An 18,401-nucleotide genomic window follows, 5' to 3' on the forward strand; every position below is an offset into this window, starting at 1 on the left:
TCCGGCCACGACGACCTGTTCCGGCTGCGCGTCGGCAGATACCGGGTCGCGTACCGGCTGGACAACGGCGTATTGGTGATCCTCGTGGTGAAGCGGCTGGCGGAGAGACGTCTACCGGGGTCGGTAGTCGCCGGGCAGGTCGGCCGAGGGCATGTCGCCGTCGGCCGACCTCCTGCCGGTGCGGTGCCTACTCCGCGCCGATGATGAAAGCTTCCAACTGGGCGCGCGCGATGTCGTCGGCGAGCTGCTTCGGCGGGGACTTCATCAAGTAGGCCGAGGCCGGAATGACCGGTCCGCCGATGCCGCGGTCCTTGGCGATCTTCGCCGCGCGCACCGCGTCGATGATGATGCCCGCGGAGTTCGGCGAATCCCACACCTCGAGCTTGTACTCCAGGTTCAGCGGCACGTCACCGAAGGCGCGGCCCTCCAGGCGGACGTAGGCCCACTTGCGGTCGTCGAGCCAGCCGACATGGTCGGACGGGCCGATGTGCACGTCGTTGGCACCGAGCTCCTTCTTGAGGTTGCTGGTGACGGCTTGGGTCTTGGAGATCTTCTTCGACTCCAGGCGCTCGCGCTCGAGCATGTTCTTGAAGTCCATGTTGCCGCCGACGTTGAGCTGCATGGTGCGATCGAGCTGCACGCCGCGATCCTCGAACAGCTTGGCCATCACGCGGTGGGTGATGGTCGCGCCGACCTGGCTCTTGATGTCGTCACCGACGATGGGGACACCGGCCTTGGTGAACTTCTCCGCCCACACCGGGTCGGAGGCGATGAACACCGGCAGCGCGTTGACGAACGCGACACCCGCATCGATCGCGCACTGCGCGTAGAACTTGTCGGCCTCCTCCGAGCCCACCGGCAGGTAGGACACCAGCACGTCGACGTTGTTGTCCTTCAGGACCCGCACCACGTCGACCGGCTCGGCCTCGGACAGCTCGATGGTCTCCGCGTAGTACTTGCCGATGCCGTCGAGGGTCGGCCCGCGCTGTACGACGACGTCGCTCGGCGGCACGTCGGAGATCTTGATCGTGTTGTTCTCGCTGGCGAAGATCGCCTCGGCCAGGTCGAAGCCGACTTTCTTCGCGTCCACGTCGAACGCTGCGACGAACTTGACGTCGCGCACGTGGTACGGCCCGAACTTGACATGCATCAGGCCGGGAACGGTCGAGGACTCGTCCGCGTCCTTGTAGTACTGCACGCCTTGGACCAGCGAAGAGGCGCAGTTTCCCACACCCACGATGGCGACGCGAACCGCTGTGGCGTTGTCCGCCTTCTTGACGTCACTCATGGCCGATATTTCCCTCTTTCTGTGGTGCCGCCTTCGTCGATTGCTCCGCCGCAATCAACTCGTTGAGCCAGCGCACTTCGCGCTCGCTTGATTCGAGCCCGAGTTGATGGAGCTGCCGGGTGTAGCGATCCAATGACCCGCCGGCCTTCTTGATCGCCTCCCGGAGCCCCTCCCGGCGCTCCTCGACCTGACGCCGCCTGCCCTCCAGGATCCGCATCCGCGCTTCCGCGGGGGTGCGGCTGAAGAAAGCCAGATGAACGCCGAAGCCGTCGTCGGTGTAGTTCTGCGGTCCGGTGTCGGCGAGCAACTCGCTGAACCGCTCCCGCCCGGCCGGAGTCAGTTGGTAGACCCGGCGCGCGCGGCGTGTCGTCGCGCCCGCTGGGATCTCCTCGGCGATCAACCCGTCGGCCTGCATGCGGCGCAGCGTCGGGTAGAGCGATCCGTAGGAGAAGGCACGAAAGGCCCCGAGCAGGCCCGTCAGCCGCTTGCGCAGCTCGTATCCGTGCATGGGCGCGTCCAGGAGCAGCCCGAGGATTGCCAGCTCCAGCACGGGCTTCACCTCCTGATTGTGTACAGAACCTAACCGATAGATGCGACTTTCCACTATATCGGAGCGATACATCTGTGCACAGTTGTCGGCCAGGTGGGGCGACGTGCGCGGTCAGTGAGCGGGTGGGGAGACCACGATCGGCTCGCCCGCGAAGGTGACCGTCAAGTATCCGGACGAGCCGCCTTTGTTCTTGACGTAGATATATATCGCCGGGCCGGCGTCGACCGGACCGCTGGGCTGGAAATTCATGATGACGTGGGTGATCACCCCATCCGGAGCCTTCACCGATTGGGGCGCACCGGCCAGCAGACCGGCGATGGCGGGTACGTCGATGGCGGCGAGATCGAAGGAGCGGGTTCCGCGTTGACGCTCGGACGTCCTCGAGGCGCGGAAGTCGCCGTCGTAGTAGTAGTCGCCGGTCTCGGACGCGCTGCCGGGCTTCTGCCGGTCCACGGTCACGTACTTCGGATACAACGTGACCTCGTCGGCGCTCATATCGCCGAATTCCACCCGGTACTCCGCGAGAAAGTAGGCCAGCCCAGCGCCGGTGGTCAAGTCGGGAACGTTCTCGGATACCCCCGGCAGATCGTCGCCGCAACGGCTGATCCCCCCGACCATCGCACCTGCCACCAGGGCCGCGACCAGCACCGACACCGGCGCCGGCCAGCGGCGCGGACGCCGCCGGTCCACCCGCACCACCGGCGCGTCGGCCAGCCCGTCCGGAATCTGCAGATCGTCGATCAACGCGTCGAGCTCACCGAAGGACTTCGCGCGCATGGCTCGGGCGGTACGCGCGGCGTGCTCGGCCGCGTCGAGCTGGCCGTCGGCCAACGCGGCGTCCAGCAGGCCGCACACGTCGGCGCGATCGGTGTCGCGGGCACGGACGTCGCTGTATCGGGTGGTCGCCATCGCTCTCATCCTCCGAAGGGCCGGACGCGGCGCAGCTCGCCCGCCGGGGTCAGCACGAACTGGCCACTCTCCTGGACGGAGTTGGTCACGTAGACCTCGATGACCGGTTGCCCGACGGGAATGCCGTAATCGGCGGACAGCCCGTTGACGCGCACCTGGAAATACGACACGACGCCGCCGGGCACCCGGGTCGTGGTGGCCGCGTCGGCCAGGGCCCGGCCGATCGCCTCCGCGTTCAGCCCGGCCAGATCCACCGATGGAGTGTCCGCCTTGCGTGTCTCGATCTCCGTGGACTGGGCGAAACCACCGCGGTAGTCGTACCGAACCTTCCGGTTCGGCTGCCCGGGAACGGCCCGGGTGAGCGAGGCGAAGCCGTCGTACACAAGCAGCTCGTCGACTTGCAGATCACCGAATTTCCGCTGGTAGTTGCGCAGGAATGTGGTGATTCCCGCGGTGGTGACCAGACTCGGCGTCGCGACCACCACGGGCTGCACCGTCCCCAGTCGCACCGGGGGCGGCGCTTGGGCCGCGGATCGCGGTTCCGCCTCTCTGGTGACCGCGACGAAACCGGCGCAGGCGGCCAGCGCCGCGGCCACGACGACCGCGGCCCGATACCACCGACGCCGGTGCGAACGCGGCGGTCGCGGCGCGGGGGTGAGGTCGCGGGGCCGCTGGAGGTCCGCGACCAGATCTTCCAGATCCCCCAGGGTGCGCGCCTCCGCGGCGAGTTCGGTGAGGGCCTCGTGCTCCTCCTCGGACAGCTGACCGTCGGCGCGGGCGAGGTCGAGCAGTTCGCGCGTAGTGGCGCGATCGGCATCGCGCGCTCGGGTGTGATCGGGATAACTTTCACCGGATCCCGAGCGCCGCAATACTTTTCGCGTAACGGACGGACGCGGTCCGGCGAGCTCACCGACCGCGGCCGGGGTTTGCAGATCGGTGGTGAGCGCGGCCAGTTCGCCCAGCGTCTTCGCTGCCGCGGCCTGCGCGATCCGTGCGTGGTACTCATCGGCGCCGAGCTGGCCCTCGGCGTAGGCGGCATCCAGAAGACCGGACGCGTCGGCACGGTCGAGATCACGCGCTCGCATGCGCCCGGATGCTGCGGTGGACACAGACGGATCGTAGTCCGAGCGGCGGCCCTACGCGCTGGATCGGCCCGGTCGGGACCGGGCAATCCGCAACAGCCCGGGGCGGCCCGATTCCGACACCGCTACTCTGGTTCTCGTGCGAATTCAGCGGCAAGTTGTCGACTACGCCCTGCGGCGCAGGTCGCTGCTGGCTGACGTCTATGCGGGCCGGGTCGATGTCGCCGAGGTGTGTGATGCGAATCCTTATCTCTTGCGTGCGGCGAAGTTCCACGGCCGGGGGAGCGAGGTCACCTGCCCCATCTGCCGGAAGGAACAGCTGACCCTCGTATCCTGGGTCTTCGGCGACGGCCTCGGCCCGGTCGCCGGATCGGCTCGCACACCCGAGGAACTTGCGCGACTCGCCGAGACAAGCGAAGAATTCTCGGTTCATGTCGTCGAGGTATGCCGGACGTGCAGCTGGAACCATCTGGTGCAGTCCTATGTGCTCGGTTCCGCTCCGGCACCGCCGCGCCGCCGCGCCGGGACCCGCGCGAACCGGCGTACCGCCGCCGAATGATGTGCCTGGGTCGTCCCCAGCGGGTGACTCGCGGAGCCGGTATGCCTCCGCCGCGGTGACGACCGCTGATTGCCACCTGGACCGCTACGAGTTATGGAGATCTTGTCAGTGAATTCGCCCTACGAGCCCTACGGCGATGAGCCACGTGGCGGTCGTCCTCCGCAGAGTTCACGTCCAAGTCCCAACCCGTACCAGAATCCCCGTCCCGGGCCACCCCCCGGCGCCCGTCCCGGCTCGCCGCCCGGTGCCCGTCCCCTCCCCGGTGACCCGCGCGGGCCGCAGCCGCCGCGCCGTCCCGGCCCGCCCCCGACCGGGCGGCCCCCGCAGGGCGCGCGTCCGCCCCAGCCGAACCGGGGCGTGCCCAATGGCGTCGCCCCCGGCCCCCAGGCGACCCAGCGGATCCAGCGTCCGGGTTCCCTGAGCGAGGCGGTGAGCGAGCGCAACCGGCGCGGCCCCGCCACCGGCCCGCGCCCGGCCACCGGCGCACGTCCGGCGGTGGACCGCGACGGACGTCGCGCTCCCGGCAGCGGACCCGGCACCGGCGAACGCAGGCAGGCCGCGGGCGGTCCGCCTGCGGGCCCGCCGCCGCGCCGTGGCGGCAGCGGCGGCTCCGACGGGCCGGGAGGCCGTCGGCCCGCGCAGCAGAAGAAGTTCCCCTGGCGGATCGTGCGCCGCACCCTCTACGTCCTGATCGCGTTGGCCATCCTGTTGCCCAGTGGCATCTTCCTGGCCGCGTACACCACGGTGTCGGTGCCGCAGCCGGGCGACCTGAAGACCAATCAGGTGGCGACCATCCTCGCCTCCGACGGCACCACGGTGCTCAGCAAAGTCGTTCCACCGGAAGGCAACCGGACCGAAGTCACCATCGACCAGATCCCGCCGCACGTGCGCAACGCGGTGATGGCCGCCGAGGACCGCGACTTCTACACCAACCCCGGCTTCTCGATCTCCGGCTTCGCGCGCGCGGCCAGGGACAACATCCTCGGCAAGGAAAGCGCGGGCGGTGGCTCGACGATCACCCAGCAGTATGTGAAGAACGCGCTGGTCGGTGACGAACACTCGCTGACCCGCAAGATGCACGAGCTGGTCATCTCGGCCAAGATGGCGCGGCAATGGAGCAAGGACGAGATCCTCGCCGCCTACCTGAACACCATCTATTTCGGTCGCGGCGCGTACGGCATCGACGCGGCGGCCAAGGCGTACTTCGGCAAGCCGGTGCAGCAGCTGACCGTCGCCGAGGGCGCGGTGCTGGCGGCCACCATCCAGCAGCCGTCCGGCCTGGACCCGGAGAAGAACCCCGACGGCGCGAAGACCCGCTGGAACTACGTGCTCGACGGTATGGTCTCCGGCGGCAATCTGGCCGCGGCCGAGCGGCAGGGCCTGCAATATCCGCAGGTCGTGCCCCTCGCGTCGACCAGGGACAAGGCGCAGGACTCCGGCCCCGAGGGCCTGATCAAGACGCAGGTGCTCAAGGAACTCGGTGCCGCGGGCATCAGCGAGCAGCAGCTGAACACCGCAGGTCTGCAGATCACCACCACGATCGACCCGAAGGCCCAGCAGGCTGCCGTCGACGCGGTGAACAAGAACATGGATGGCGAGCCGGCGAACTTGCGCACCGCCGTGGTCTCCGTCGATCCACGCACCGGTGCGGTACGCGCCTACTACGGCGGCAGCGACGGCCAGGGCTACGACTTCGCCAACGCGGGCCTGCAGACCGGTTCGTCGTTCAAGGTCATCGGCCTCGCGGCCAATCTGGAGCTGGGCATCCCGCTGTCGCAGATGTACGACAGCTCGCCGGTGACCGTGAACGGCATCAAGATCTCCAATGTCGAAGGCGAGCAGTGCGGCACATGCACGATCGCCGAGGCACTGAAACGGTCACTGAACACCAGCTTCTATCGGATGGAGCTGGACATGCAGAACGGCCCGCGCAAGATCGCCGATATGGCGTACAAGCTCGGCATGCCGGACACCATTCCGGGAGTCGGCAAGACGCTCACCGAGCCGGACGGCTCCGGGCCCAACAACGGCATCGTGCTCGGCCAGTACCAAGCCCGGCCGCTCGACATGGCCTCCATCTACGCGACGCTGGCGGCCTCCGGCGTCTACCACGCGCCGCACTTCGTGTCGAAAGTGGTCACCGCCGACGGTCAGGTTCTGCTGGACCGTGGTGAGGTGGCCGGGGAACAGCGTGTCTCGGCCGCGGTGGCCGACAACGTCACCGCCGCCATGAAGCCCATCGCCGCCTATTCGCGCAACCATGGCCTGGCCGGTGGCCGGGAGTCGGCGACGAAGACCGGCACCGCCCAGCTCGGTGATACCGGCGAGAACCGGGACGCGTGGATGGTCGGTTACACCCCGTCGTTGTCGACCGCGGTGTGGGTGGGCACGGAGCAGGGTGACCGGCTGCGCAATGCCAGTGGTGGCATGATCTACGGATCGGGCCTGCCGTCCGATATCTGGAAGGCCACGATGGACGGCGCGCTGAAGGGAACCCCGAACGAGAACTTCCCGAAGCCGGCTCCGATCAAGGGGCAAGCCGGTGTCCCGGAATGGTCGGCACCGTACACCCCGCCGTCCACTGTCGAATCCCCGCTGCTTCCGCCGGTAGTGGTCGCACCGACCCAGGTGGAGATTCTGCCCGGCATCACGATCCCCGTCCCCGGGGTTCAACCCGCCCCGCAGCAGCAACGCCCGCAGCAACAGCGTCAGCCGGACTCGGGACCGCTGCCCGGCCAGCCGGTCGCACCGACAGATGGCTCGTCGCCGACAGCCACCGGTGCACCCCGTCCTGGCAATCAGCGCAACGACAACTCCGGGCAAGAAGAAAACTCCAACGGGACGCCGTCGACACGAAGTAGATAGTCGATCGACGAAAACCTCCCTTGTCACTCCGGCAGTAGGTGAACCCCACTGTTCGAAATCGACGCGCCCTCCAGGCGTGCCGATCGCTCTCCGCTCGGAATCGGTCACAGGGTAGCCTCGGGTTTCGTGACCGATCAGCAGCTGGTGGAGCCACGCAGGAATGGGAGGGCACCGCTGTCGGACCAGATGGCGCCTCGTGGGGCGTACTACGCCGCCCCTGCTCCACTCGCTTCCGATCTCCGGTCGGCGGACGCGCGGGACCGGCCGAGTCGTAACGATTCCCTCACCGCGCAATTGTCGACGGTGATCGGTGGGCCGGTCGGTGATCACGCGCTGATCGGGCGGGTGCGGTTCTGGACGCCCATGCGGGTGCTGATGGCGTTCGCCGTGGTGTTCCTGGCATTCGGCTGGTTCGGCAAGGCGGCCTGCATACAGCAGACCGCGGGCGCGGACGGTCCGACCCTCGACTGGAACAACGGCCGCCAGTACGTGGCGATGTGCTACTCGGACACGGTGCCGCTCTACGGGGCGGAACGACTGAACGAAGGCGCCTTCCCGTACAAGAAGCAGTGGACCGAAAAGACTCCCGACGGCGGGCGCGAGACGCGGTACATGGAATATCCCGTGCTCTCCGGCCTGTACCAGTATTTGTCGATGCGGATCGCGAAGAGCTGGGACGCTTCGCCGCTGCCCGGCGCGCTCCAGGTGGTGATCTACTTCGACGTCGTCGCGTTCGGTCTCGCGATGGCCTGGCTGATCACTGTCTGGGCGTCGGCGTTGCTGTCCGGTCGCCGGATCTGGGACGCGGCGCTGATCGCCTGTTCGCCGTTGGTGATCGTGCACGCGTTCACCAATTTCGACGCGCTCGCGACCGCTTTCGCCGCGACCGGTCTGCTCGCCTGGGCCCGGCGCAAACCCGTGCTGGCGGGGGTTCTCCTCGGTCTGGGCGGCGCGGCCAAACTGTATCCCCTGTTGTTGCTGGGGCCCATCCTCGTGCTGTGCCTGCGCACCGAGACGATGCAACGCACGCTGCGGACGCACCTGGGCCTGCGGATGCGCGACATCGACGGCTGGCCGACCTTCCTGGCGTGGGTACGTGAGACGCCCTACCGCATCCAATTTCTCGGCGCCCGCCCGATCGGCGCCGCGTCCGTCACGATGTGCGCCGCGCTGGCCACCTGGCTCGCGGTGAACCTGCCGATCGCCGCGCTGTTCCCGAACGGCTGGCAGGAATTCTTCCGCCTCAACACCACCCGGCACGCCGACCCGGACTCGATCTACAACGTGATCTCCTCGTTCACCGGCTGGCCGGGCTTCGACGGCGCGCTGAAGTACGGGCAGCCGCCCGCGATCCTGAACGCCGTCTCGCTGCTGGCTTTCGTCGCGGCGTGCGCGGTGATCGCCTACATCGGCCTCACCGCGCCGCGACGGCCGCGGCTGGCGCAACTGTGCTTCCTCGTGGTCGCGGCGTTCCTGCTGACGAACAAGGTGTGGAGTCCACAATATTCGCTGTGGTTGGTGCCGCTCGCGGTCTTGGCGCTGCCGCACCGGCGCATCCTGCTGACCTGGATGACCATCGACGCGCTGGTCTGGGTGCCGCGAATGTTCTACTACCTCGGCGTGGACCGCAAAGGTTTGCCCGAACAGTGGTTCACCGGCACCGTCGCACTGCGCGACGTGGCGGTGGTGGGGCTGTGCGCCCTGATCGTGCGCCAGATCTACCGCCCGGAGGAGGATCTGGTGCGTCGCGATTTCGTCGACGACCCGGTCGGTGGCGTGGTCGATCGCATGCCGGATCCGCTGCCGCCCTGGCTGCCGAAGCCGCTGCGGCCGCGAACGGCGGTCGCCCGCGCCTGATCCGGCCGCCGGCGTTCACCTCGTGCGCAGGAAGCGCGCCTGCCGTTCCGGCTCGTGCGGCAACAGGTCCAGATCGAGTTGCCACGCGCTGCCGGTCCACGGATCGAACAGCGGTGTGCCGCCGACGGTGGGCAGGTGGCGGCACGACTGCGACAGCATCGCCACGGTGGTGTCGGCCGAATCGGACTCGTCCGCGCCGACGATCACGATGGACAGTCCGATCAGCTCGCCGCGCGTGATCAACGCGCCGATGCGCTGCGCGTCCGAACTCTGATAGCCGTGCGGGAAGTCCGCGGCCAACAGCACCCGATGCTCCGCGGGCGGTGTGAAAACGCCGCTCGAATAAGCCAATTCGGCCAGCTCGGCCGCGTCCACCAGCGCTTGCAGCCGCGCCGAGATATCGGCGTGGTCGGTGATCGGCGGGCCGTTCAGCACGGGAGCGAGCAGGCCGGTGAAGCCGCCGAACGCATCGGTGAGGTCGATGATGTCGACCAGGGTCCGCCGCTGCGGCGCCGTGGCGAGCAGTCGCGCCAGTAGTGCGCCGACGACGGGCGCGACCGCACGCGTCGACTCGGCATCGATCCACAGCGGCCGATTCAACGGCACCGGAACGCAGTACGGAACGCGCAGCGGTCCCCGGTCGAACGCGTACAGCTCGCCGAGCCGGATACCGTCGCTCGGCGCGGGCGGCTTGTCCCACGCGGGCGAGTCCCAGGACGCCAACGCGGGCGGCAGCACCCGGTCGGCCTCGGCGAGTTCGCCCATCAGCTGGTCGGCGTCACGCTGATGGTTGCGCTCGGCGGTGTCGACGAGTTCGTCGTACCGTTGCTGCGCGACGCTGCGCGCCTGCTCGGCCGCCGGCGTGTTCCTGGTCGCGGGATCGGAGACCGCGAGCGACAGTTCGTGATCCAATCGCTTGGCCGCGTACTCCCGCGCGGATACCAGGGCGGCGGCCGACCGCGCGGCGTCCTCGAACACCATCCACAACCGTTCCAGGCCGTGACCGACTTCCAGCGGCGCACCGGCGGTGGCGATCTGCGCGTCCCCCGCCAACGGACCGGCCATGGTGTGCGTGCCGGGCCGGGCGGGCTGCTCCGGGGCCGCACCGTCGACCTCGACGCCGTGCGCGGTGAGCAGCACGGCGAGCCCGCCCGCGTAACCCTGGCCCACCGCCCGCAGTTTCCAGGCCGGACCGCGCCGGTACACCTCCAGGCAGATCAGCGCCGTCTCACCGGATGACGGGGTGATCGCGAATTCGGCGATCGGACTGTCGTCCTCCGACAGGGTGGCGGTGACCGGCCCGAGCCCGCCCGCCCGCGCGGGGGCCGCCGGATCGGCGCTGACCACCAGCAGCACAGCCTTCGCGTCCGCGCGTACCTCGGTGAGCGTGATGGTTACCCCGTCGGCGGCCAAGGCGACCCCCGCCGCCGCCGGCTGGTTGTAGAAGACGAAATCGTCGCTGGAGAACACCTTCAGGTTCTCGGCGACCACCAGCGCGGAAACGTCGAGGGCAGCCTCGGCTTTCGCGCTGAAACGAACGACCTCACCGGTCAACGGGATGTTCTGACCGGCCTGCAGTTGAATCACCGTGTCCGCCCTGCTGTCCCGCCCGCTCAACCGTTGACGAGGAACCGGCCGAGTTGCGGCACCGCCTCACCCGGATGCTTGGCCTGGAATCCCTCACCGAGCGCCTGCAATTTCCAGTCGTTGCCCACCCGGTACACCTTGGACATCGCCATCGCGGTGAACGGCATGCCACCGGCGAGGGTGTACCTGGCCAGCTCGCCGTTGTTCGTCCCGTCGACCAAGCGGCAGAACGCGTTCTGCACCTGCTCGAAGGTGTGTCCCTTGTAGGAGGTCACGATGAACAGCAGCGTGGTGATGTGCGCGGGGACGCGGGTCAGGTCGACCAGGATCACCTCGTCGTCGCCCTCGCCTTCGCCGGTGAGGTTGTCACCCTGATGACGGATGGAACCGTCTTTGGAGGTCAGCTGGCCGTAGTAGGCGACGTCCACCGGGTTCATGTCGGCGAACATGACGACCGACGCGTCCAGGTCGATGTCGACCGTGCGGTTGCCGAACATGCCGCGGCTGCGCACCGGATCCCAGCCGAGCCCCATCTTCACGAAGGTCAGCGCGGCGCCTTCCTTGCGCAGCGTGACCCGCTGACCCTTGACCAGGCTGACCGGGCGGTCCTTGCTCAGGCTGACCTCGGCGGGCTGTTGCGGCCCGCCCGGCGGCGGATAGCCGGGCCCGGGGGCGGGCGGCGGCGGATAACCCGGACCGGGAGGTGGGTAACCAGGACCGCTCTGCGGCGGCTGGCCGGGGCCGGGCGGCGGCGGGTAACCGGGTCCGGGCGGCGGATAGCCGCCGGTCGGCGCGTACTGCGGCGCCTGCTGCTGGGTCGGGTACGCCGGGGTGGTCGGTGGCGGGTAGTTCGGCGGCTGCTGAACCGGCTGCTGCGGAGGTGGCGGCGGGGCCTGCTGGGCCTGCGGCGGGGCCTGCTGGGCCTGCGCGGGCTGGGCTGGAGCATCATCGACCGTCACACCGTGATCGGTGACCAGCGCGGCGAAACCACCCGCGTAGCCCTGCCCGACCGCACGCACCTTCCACGCCCCCTGGCGGCGGTACAGCTCCAGCGCGATCACGATCGACTCGGTGTTCAGCCCGTCGATTCGGTACTCGTACAACTGATTACCGGCCGCGTCCGACACGATCGCGGTCGGGGCGGGGAACCTGCCGAAATTGCTGTTCGCGTCGTCGAGCGTGATCACAGCGCGGATCTGGTCGATGTCGGCGGGCACCGTGTTCAGCGACACCGCCAGCGCCGCGGGCCCGCCCGCGGGCGCGGGCTGCAGATTGACGCCGGGGCCACTGGGCTGGTTGAAGAAGACGAAATCGGCATCGGAACGGACCTTGCCCCGCTCCGTTACCAGTAGCGCCGACAAATCCGCCGGTGCTGTGAGCTGGACGGAGATCACCACGTCATTGGTGGCCAGCGGACCGTTCTGGCCCTTGGCGAGTGTTGCGGACAAGTTCGACCCTTCGCTTGTCGGTGCGTTCCGCCTGACACTCTACGAGAAACGCGCTGCGCGCCGCTGGAATCCAACGGCCGCGCTGCCCCGGCACCCGTGCAAGCATCGGTTAGGGTGACGGCACGCAGATGGAATACGGCGATCACACCGTGTTCCCGATCGAGACAGCAGGCAAACATTCCATGGCGCAACTGTTCGAGCAATCGAAGAAGGTGATCGAGGCCCATCTGGCCGGCACCAGTCTCCGCGCGATCTCCGGTTCGATGATCGCCTACGAGGGGAACGTGCAGTTCAAGGCGGCGGGCTTCGGCGGGGGCGACGGCGTGCTCGCCGGGTTGAAGCGCCGGGCCACCGGCGAGAAACTCTCGCTGATGGAGTGCGCTGGTCACGGGCGGGTGTTCTTCGCGGTCAACGGCCAGCACGTCACCGTGGTGAACCTGAACAACGAGACGCTGCAAGTGGAATCGCAGCAACTGCTCGCGTTCGCCGGAAACCTGCGCACCGACGTACGTTTCGCCGGGTTGCGCGGTGCGTCCACCGGGCAGGGCCTGTTCACCACGACCGTCTCCGGCCAGGGCCAGGTCGCGCTGCTCTCGGCCGGCGGGCCGCTCATCCACCTGGAGGTTTCCCCGCAATACCCGTTGATCGTGGATCCGGACGCGTTCGTCGCGGCGCGGGGGAACCTCAACCAGTCCTTCGTCACCGACGTGTCCTGGCGCACTGTGGTCGGTCAGGACGCGGGCGAGGCGTTCTCGCTGCGCTGGGACGGCCACGGCGTGGTGTCGATCCAACCGGCGGAACGGTAGAGGCGGATGTTCGAGAAGGTCAACGGCAAAGTCGTCAAGGTCGACGTCGGGATGGCGGGCGGTGTGGTCGCTCGCAGCGGCGCGATGCTGTTCTATACCGGCGATGTTTCCTTTGCTCCCCACCAGATTCCGGGGGCGCAAGGGATGGGCGGCATGGGCGGGCTGATGGGTCTCGCGGGCCGGGCGATGGCGGGCGAGCACGAGCGCACCATGCTCGCGCAGGGCAATGGCGAGGTCCATTACGGATTCGCCGGCTTGGAGGTGCAGGTGGTGCACATGCAGCCGGGTGCGACGCTGCGCGTCGAGGCTTCGCGGCTGCTCGCCAACACCGCCGCGCTACAAAGTTCGGTGGTGTCGGTGATGAGTTCGGGCGGCGGAGGCGGTGGCGGCCTGATGGGCGCGCTGCGCGGTGCCGCCTCGGGCGCGTTGACCGGGCAGGGCCTGTTCACCACCCAGTTGTCCGGGCACGGCGCCGCGGTGCTGCTCGCGCACGGCGGGTTCCTGGAACTGCAAGTGGGCGGTCCGAACCCCGTCGTGGTCGATCCGCAAGCCTTCGTCGCCGCCTACGGCACTGTGCAGACCGAGCTCAAGGCGGCGCTGAGCTGGCGCGACGCCGTCGGACGCGGTTCCGGCGAGGCGATGCAGTTGCATTGCGTCGGGCAGGGCGTCGTCTACGTGCAGGCCTCCGAAGAGAAGTTGTGAGCATGTCCCAGATCCTCAACCCCATGAATCTCGGTATGAGCGACAACGTCCCGGGAAACAGCTACGCCTACTGCATCGACCTGAACAAGCCCTGGTTCATGCGCAAGGGCGCGATGATCGCCTACTACGGCGACATCCGGTTCCAGGCGCTCAGCCACGGGTTGCAGGGCGGACTGCTGCACATGGTGTCGCAGCAGTTCTCCGCGCCGCTGTTCACCGGCGACTACGTCGTCGCCGAGGGGCACGGCAAGCTGATCATCGGCGACCGCGGCTACGACATCAATTCCTACGATCTCGAGGACAACGGCAACCTCACCATCCGGGCGGCGAACCTGCTGGCCTTCGAGCCGGGCTTGTCGCTCAACCAGTCGATCGTGCCCGGTTTCCTCACCTTGATCGGCACCGGCAAGTTCCTCGCCTCCTCCAACGGTCCGGTGCTGTTCGCCGAGCCACCGCTGCGCGTCGATCCGGAAGCGCTGGTCGGCTGGGCGGATTGCCCGTCCCCGAGCCACCACTACGACGAACGCTGGATCTCGGGTTTCCTGGCCGCGGGTGCGGCGCGCTTCGGGGTGAACTCCGGTGAGGAGCGTCAGTTCGATTTCACCGGTGCGGGGACCGTGCTGATCCAGTCCAGCGAGAAGGTGCTCAGCGACTCCATGCTGGTGCGCACCATCGAGGGACAGCTGCAGAGCGGCATCACCGTCGGCGGCCTGCAACGCCTGCAAGGGATCATCGCGCAGCAGTTGGCCGGGCACCAGCAGTACTGAAACGCGCACGCTCGACGGAGCAGGGTATTTCGCGACGGCGAGGCGCGCGGGCCGCGTCGGCCCGACCGTGTCTCGTAGCCGTAATAGTCACGGAGAGCGAAGGTTTCGCGACGGATCGGTGAATTCGTCTAGATGTTCGCCGTGGGCGGTGCCGGTCGGCGGAGAATCGAACGATGGCTGACTTGGCGCTTTCGCCGCAGCGTCGCACGGCGCTGACGCACCTGGTCGAAGACGAGATCACGTTCGCGAAGGCGTATCCGCGGGTCGCGGACTATTGGTCCACCGCGGCCCAGTTGCCCGGCACCGGTGACGACATCGCCGACGCGACGTTCGACCTGCACCTACTGCACTACATGACCGGTGGTGCGAGCACGAACCCGTACTGGGACATCGTCGCCGCCGCGGTGTCGGCCGGCCCATGGGAACGTGCGAACCGCGCGGAGGTGAATGGCGGAAACCCGAAAGGCAGTGCGCGACTGGCATATGCGCAGATCGTGTTGCAGGCCGCTTACGCCTATGCGATTCCGTGCCCCGCCACGCTGCGCTGGGTGGCCGACGTCGCGCAGGGCAGGCCGGTACTGGAAGTCGGAGCCGGACGCGGCTACTGGGCGCATCAACTTACCGAACTCGGCGTGCCGACAAGCGCTTTCGACTCACATCCACCCGGCCGCGCGACGAACAGCGCATTCCCCGACGCGCCGGGGCAGACCACCACCTGGCACCCCACCGCCGCGCCGCCGGCTTCCCCGGACGATCTGGTCGCCGCGCACGCCGACCACGCACTGTTCCTCTGCTGGCCGCCCGGCTGGGAGAACCCGATGGCCTCTACCGCTCTCGCCGCCTACCAGGAGGCGGGCGGCTCGGTGCTGATCTACATCGGCGAACCACGCGGCGGGCGTACGGCCGACAGCGCGTTCTTCGACACGCTGGCGGCCGGATGGACTCTGCTCGACCAGGACCCGGACTACGTCTCGTGGTGGAATCTCGACGATCGGGCGCAGTGCTGGCAGCGTCGGTGACGAGTCAGCCACGTCGAGTGGAACACCTTCCCAGCCCGCCCGCGGCTAATCCTCCGACAATCCGAAGCTGTAGGCCGAGGCGGACAAGTACTGCTTGCAGCCAGGGCCGTGGCCGCTGTGGACATTCACGACGAAGCGCGCTTGCTCCAGAGATCGGAACGAGCCATCGGTCGCGCAATTTCGGTGCATCATGCGCCACTGTTCGGCATCAGCGAGCGAGATGATCATCGATCGACCTCCTGCTCGACGCGCCGGTCGATGCCGTAGGCATCCACCGATTCATCGAATTCTCCCTCGCGGTCGATAAGCCACGGCAGCGCGAACCAGATGACCCACAGCCCGAACAGGACCGCGAGAACAACGACGCTGGCGGTAACGAGATCTACGGCCATCACACAATCTCTCGACGTACTCGATAGTTGTCGTCGCCAACTACCCATAGCTGCAGGAACAGCGGCGATTACGGAGAGATTCTGGCGTCGGTGACGCCCTTCGGGCATCTCATTGTGAGACATGAACTCGGCGCAACCGCGTACCAGGTATTCGAGATCCCCGCGGCGGTTGGAGGTCGCTCGGGTGACGGTGAGGTCGGGGTGGGTCCAGTTGAGTTGTTCGAGTTCGCCGGACCACAACCGCGCCCGTGTTCACAAACCTCGACGAACGGGTCTGCCTACGCGCTGGAATTCCCACGGGTCGTGCGCGCTGATCAGGGTGACCTCGTGGCCGTGATCGCGGTGTAGTTCGCGCAGTCGCGCCTGAGTACCCAGCCGCAGGTCGTGGTGGACCTCGGAACCGGTCTGCACGATGTCGAGCACCGGGTGCGGCTGTGGAACGGAGTCGAGTTCGCGATGGTAGTAGTACGCGTCACCGCAGTGCAACAGCCAGTTGTCGCCGTCTCGAACGGCGACTCCCGTGTGGCCTGCGGTGTGCCCGCCCAGCGGGATCAACCGGAAGTCGTCGGGTAGGTCCTTCGGTTGAATCGCGTTGAAGCCGAACCACTTTCCGGTCGGTTCCGCGGGGTAGGCCACCCAGCGCACATCGTGCGCCCAGTGCGCGGGGCGATAGCGGAAACTCGGTGCCTGCGCCTGCGCCGCCGCCAGTTCGCCGGCAAGCACGTGCACCCGCGCATGTGGGAAATCGGGCAGTCCGCCGGAGTGGTCCACATCGAGGTGGGTGAGGATGATGTGCCGGACGTCGGCGGGGTCGTAGCCGAGCCGCTGGACCTGCCGGATCGCGGTCTCGTCCTCGGCGAGCACGGGCTGGGCCATCGCCACCCATTCCGGACCGAGGGTGCCCGCCGGGTCGCGCACGTCGTCCAGCCCGATCCCCGTCTCGATCAGGACCAGCCCGTCGGATTCGGTCTCGACCAGCAGGCAATGGTTCACGGCGTGGGCCGGCGCGGGTCCGTCGTAGGTGGCTTCGATCTGCCGAACCGATCCGCAATTGAGGTGGTGAATTGTCATGCGAGCTAGTCTGTGACTTGAAGCGCGGTTCAAGTCAAGGAGACGAGATGACCGACGTCCTGCTCGATATCGCCGAGGTCGGCGCGCGAACCGGCCTTGCCCCCTCCGCCCTGCGTTTCTACGAGAAGCGCGGTCTCATCGCCGCGACCGGCCGCAACGGCCTGCGCCGCACCTACCACCCCGACATCCTGAACCGTCTCGCCCTCATCTCCTGCGCCCGAGGCGCCGGTTTCACCCTCGCCGAAATCGCCCGTTTCCTGCGCGCCACCCCCTCCGATGCCGAATTGCGCGCCCGCATGGCCGAAAAAGCCGGCGAGCTCGACAAGGACATAACCCGCCTCATCCGCATGCGCGATAGCCTCCGCCACGCCGCCACCTGCCCCCACGATCCCTTGGTCGAATGCCCGGACTTCAAGTCCACTTTCGAGCCGCCCGCCGACACGGTGTGAGTCGCCAAGTGCAGCCCGATCGGCCGATGGTCGGTTGGCCTGTTGGCTGGTCGAGTCGATCGGGAATGCCTTCCCGTCGATGCAGCGACCAACGGCGTCCTGCATGCCGGATTCCTACGGCAATTCGAGCAGATGTGGCAGCAAGCCCGGCCGATCGAGAGAGGATCGGAAACATGATCGAGGCGGTCCATCAACTCGGGATCGCGGACGGCGACCTCACCACCGAGCAGTACACCGATGCGGTGTCGGCTATTCGGAAGGCGTCGGAGCTGCCTTGATGAACCAGTTGATGATCTCCTCGCCCGCGAGGATGCCGGTGGCTCGGGTGACGGTGAGGTTGGGGTGGGTCCAGTTGAGTTGTTCGAGTTCGCCGTGGCGGGGGCGGATGGCGGAGTCGGCGGCACGCAGCATTTCCGCGTCGAGGGCACCGTCGCCCGCGGCGAGTGTGCGGGCGTCGGCGGCGAGTTCCCCGCTTTCCCACATGCGCTTGCGCACCTCGGCGACCGCGCGGCTCTTGCAGACCGCGAGCGGCATGGTGTAGATCTTGCGGCCCTGCTGGGAGGCCGACCAGCCGCGCGGACGACACCAGTCGTCCCACTCGGCGAGGAATCCCTCGGGAACGGCCTTGGGCTTGACCACCAGATAGCAGAACAGGTGGTCGGCCACGCGGAACTTGGTGACCCACGAGTCGTCGATGCGGGTGCGCAGTTCCTTGCTCACCTCGGACAGCGTGGCCCCGCCCGCACGGACCTTGGTGTCGATGTCGATGCGCCAGCTCAGATCGGGCACACCGTCGACCAGGATGTTCCCGCCGTTACTGGTGATCGCGTAGCGCCACGGCGCTCCGGGCAGCCGGATGCGGTCGAACTGTTTGATGGTGCGGGTGGTGGTGGGAACGACGGCGGCGGGTTCGGTCAAGGTCTGCATCCGCAGCGCCGCGGTGGTGGTCATGAACGACAGCGGAGCCCCCTCCAGATGCTCCACGCAGACCGTCGGCACGTCGGCGGTGGTGCTGAAGGCGTTACGCGAGTAGATCATCGTCCGGTCCAG

The 18,401-nt window shown here is 67.9% G+C and carries 18 protein-coding genes; 8 read left to right on the plus strand and 10 right to left on the minus strand.

Annotated elements, in window-relative coordinates:
• Positions 1–187: 187 nt before the first annotated feature.
• The 4 genes from ACT89H_RS25305 to ACT89H_RS25320 all read right to left on the minus strand — a co-directional run bounded on the left by ACT89H_RS25305 (position 188) and on the right by ACT89H_RS25320 (position 3,856).
• A complete protein-coding gene (locus ACT89H_RS25305) occupies positions 188–1,288 on the minus strand; it encodes an inositol-3-phosphate synthase (RefSeq protein ID WP_445111152.1) in 1,101 nt (366 codons plus the stop codon).
• A complete protein-coding gene (locus ACT89H_RS25310; protein WP_445111208.1) occupies positions 1,281–1,838 on the minus strand; it encodes a PadR family transcriptional regulator in 558 nt (185 codons plus the stop codon). Before ACT89H_RS25310 ends, ACT89H_RS25305 begins: the two co-directional genes overlap by 8 nt.
• A 111-nt stretch (positions 1,839–1,949) precedes the next feature.
• Positions 1,950–2,747: a DUF1707 SHOCT-like domain-containing protein gene (locus tag ACT89H_RS25315; RefSeq protein WP_445111153.1), complete on the minus strand. Its 798-nt coding sequence runs from the start codon at positions 2,745–2,747 to the stop codon at positions 1,950–1,952.
• 5 nt (positions 2,748–2,752) lie between these two features.
• A complete protein-coding gene (locus ACT89H_RS25320) occupies positions 2,753–3,856 on the minus strand; it encodes a DUF1707 SHOCT-like domain-containing protein (RefSeq protein WP_445111154.1) in 1,104 nt (367 codons plus the stop codon).
• A gap of 112 nt (positions 3,857–3,968) precedes the next feature.
• Here ACT89H_RS25320 and ACT89H_RS25325 point away from each other — a divergent pair, with 112 nt between their 5' ends.
• The 3 genes from ACT89H_RS25325 (at position 3,969) to ACT89H_RS25335 (ending at position 9,110) form a co-directional block, all read left to right on the plus strand.
• Positions 3,969–4,388: a DUF5318 domain-containing protein gene (locus ACT89H_RS25325; RefSeq protein WP_445111155.1), complete on the plus strand. Its 420-nt coding sequence runs from the start codon at positions 3,969–3,971 to the stop codon at positions 4,386–4,388.
• A gap of 429 nt (positions 4,389–4,817) precedes the next feature.
• Entirely contained in the window at positions 4,818–7,253 is a 2,436-nt protein-coding gene (locus tag ACT89H_RS25330) for a transglycosylase domain-containing protein (protein WP_445111209.1), read from the plus strand.
• A 186-nt stretch (positions 7,254–7,439) separates the two neighbouring features.
• Positions 7,440–9,110: a glycosyltransferase family 87 protein gene (locus tag ACT89H_RS25335; protein ID WP_445111210.1), complete on the plus strand. Its 1,671-nt coding sequence runs from the start codon at positions 7,440–7,442 to the stop codon at positions 9,108–9,110.
• 15 nt (positions 9,111–9,125) lie between these two features.
• Here the strand turns inward: ACT89H_RS25335 and ACT89H_RS25340 are convergent, their stop codons facing one another.
• On the minus strand, positions 9,126–10,697 hold the full coding sequence (locus tag ACT89H_RS25340; protein ID WP_445111156.1) for a TerD family protein: 1,572 nt from the start codon (positions 10,695–10,697) through the stop codon (positions 9,126–9,128).
• Positions 10,698–10,723: 26 nt separating this feature from the next.
• Positions 10,724–12,145, minus strand: a complete 1,422-nt coding sequence (locus tag ACT89H_RS25345) for a TerD family protein (protein WP_445111157.1) — start codon at positions 12,143–12,145, stop codon at positions 10,724–10,726.
• 182 nt (positions 12,146–12,327) lie between these two features.
• Between ACT89H_RS25345 and ACT89H_RS25350 the strand changes: the two genes are divergently transcribed.
• From ACT89H_RS25350 to ACT89H_RS25365, 4 genes are all read left to right on the plus strand, one after another.
• Positions 12,328–12,951 (plus strand): AIM24 family protein, encoded by a 624-nt coding sequence (locus ACT89H_RS25350; protein ID WP_445111211.1) that lies wholly within the window; start codon positions 12,328–12,330, stop codon positions 12,949–12,951.
• A gap of 6 nt (positions 12,952–12,957) precedes the next feature.
• On the plus strand, positions 12,958–13,653 hold the full coding sequence (locus ACT89H_RS25355) for an AIM24 family protein (RefSeq protein WP_445111158.1): 696 nt from the start codon (positions 12,958–12,960) through the stop codon (positions 13,651–13,653).
• Positions 13,654–13,655: 2 nt separating this feature from the next.
• Complete coding sequence (locus ACT89H_RS25360) at positions 13,656–14,420, plus strand: AIM24 family protein (RefSeq protein WP_445111212.1); 765 nt, start codon at positions 13,656–13,658, stop codon at positions 14,418–14,420.
• A gap of 173 nt (positions 14,421–14,593) precedes the next feature.
• Positions 14,594–15,439, plus strand: coding sequence for a hypothetical protein (locus ACT89H_RS25365; protein WP_445111159.1), 846 nt, complete (start codon positions 14,594–14,596; stop codon positions 15,437–15,439).
• Positions 15,440–15,484: 45 nt separating this feature from the next.
• On the opposite strand, the gene ACT89H_RS25370 is transcribed toward ACT89H_RS25365, so the two are convergent.
• From ACT89H_RS25370 to ACT89H_RS25380, 3 genes are all read right to left on the minus strand, one after another.
• On the minus strand, positions 15,485–15,667 hold the full coding sequence (locus ACT89H_RS25370; protein WP_445111160.1) for a hypothetical protein: 183 nt from the start codon (positions 15,665–15,667) through the stop codon (positions 15,485–15,487).
• On the minus strand, positions 15,664–15,831 hold the full coding sequence (locus ACT89H_RS25375; RefSeq protein ID WP_445111161.1) for a hypothetical protein: 168 nt from the start codon (positions 15,829–15,831) through the stop codon (positions 15,664–15,666). The genes ACT89H_RS25370 and ACT89H_RS25375 overlap by 4 nt, the downstream gene beginning before the upstream one ends.
• 252 nt (positions 15,832–16,083) lie before the next feature.
• The gene (locus tag ACT89H_RS25380) at positions 16,084–16,902 is read right to left on the minus strand and encodes an MBL fold metallo-hydrolase (RefSeq protein WP_445111162.1); all 819 of its coding nucleotides are present in this window, start codon (positions 16,900–16,902) and stop codon (positions 16,084–16,086) included.
• A gap of 47 nt (positions 16,903–16,949) precedes the next feature.
• Here ACT89H_RS25380 and ACT89H_RS25385 point away from each other — a divergent pair, with 47 nt between their 5' ends.
• On the plus strand, positions 16,950–17,351 hold the full coding sequence (locus ACT89H_RS25385; protein WP_445111163.1) for a MerR family transcriptional regulator: 402 nt from the start codon (positions 16,950–16,952) through the stop codon (positions 17,349–17,351).
• Between the two features lie 249 nt (positions 17,352–17,600).
• On the opposite strand, the gene ACT89H_RS25390 is transcribed toward ACT89H_RS25385, so the two are convergent.
• The gene (locus tag ACT89H_RS25390; protein WP_445111164.1) at positions 17,601–18,389 is read right to left on the minus strand and encodes an HAD family hydrolase; all 789 of its coding nucleotides are present in this window, start codon (positions 18,387–18,389) and stop codon (positions 17,601–17,603) included.
• Between the last annotated feature and the right edge of the window lie 12 nt (positions 18,390–18,401).

The sequence above is a fragment of the Nocardia aegles genome, assembly GCF_052545135.1.

Bases quoted from the DNA above. Each gene is read 5' to 3' on its own strand.
- ACT89H_RS25315 (WP_445111153.1), bottom strand. From the start codon at position 2,747: ATGGCGACCACCCGATACAGCGACGTCCGTGCCCGCGACACCGATCGC.
- ACT89H_RS25390 (WP_445111164.1), bottom strand. From the start codon at position 18,389: ATGATCTACTCGCGTAACGCCTTCAGCACCACCGCCGACGTGCCGACG.
- ACT89H_RS25365 (WP_445111159.1), top strand. From the start codon at position 14,594: ATGGCTGACTTGGCGCTTTCGCCGCAGCGTCGCACGGCGCTGACGCAC.
- ACT89H_RS25380 (WP_445111162.1), bottom strand. From the start codon at position 16,902: ATGACAATTCACCACCTCAATTGCGGATCGGTTCGGCAGATCGAAGCC.
- ACT89H_RS25385 (WP_445111163.1), top strand. From the start codon at position 16,950: ATGACCGACGTCCTGCTCGATATCGCCGAGGTCGGCGCGCGAACCGGC.
- ACT89H_RS25360 (WP_445111212.1), top strand. From the start codon at position 13,656: ATGTCCCAGATCCTCAACCCCATGAATCTCGGTATGAGCGACAACGTC.
- ACT89H_RS25355 (WP_445111158.1), top strand. From the start codon at position 12,958: ATGTTCGAGAAGGTCAACGGCAAAGTCGTCAAGGTCGACGTCGGGATG.
- ACT89H_RS25370 (WP_445111160.1), bottom strand. From the start codon at position 15,667: ATGATCATCTCGCTCGCTGATGCCGAACAGTGGCGCATGATGCACCGA.
- ACT89H_RS25305 (WP_445111152.1), bottom strand. From the start codon at position 1,288: ATGAGTGACGTCAAGAAGGCGGACAACGCCACAGCGGTTCGCGTCGCC.
- ACT89H_RS25335 (WP_445111210.1), top strand. From the start codon at position 7,440: ATGGCGCCTCGTGGGGCGTACTACGCCGCCCCTGCTCCACTCGCTTCC.
- ACT89H_RS25375 (WP_445111161.1), bottom strand. From the start codon at position 15,831: ATGGCCGTAGATCTCGTTACCGCCAGCGTCGTTGTTCTCGCGGTCCTG.
- ACT89H_RS25350 (WP_445111211.1), top strand. From the start codon at position 12,328: ATGGCGCAACTGTTCGAGCAATCGAAGAAGGTGATCGAGGCCCATCTG.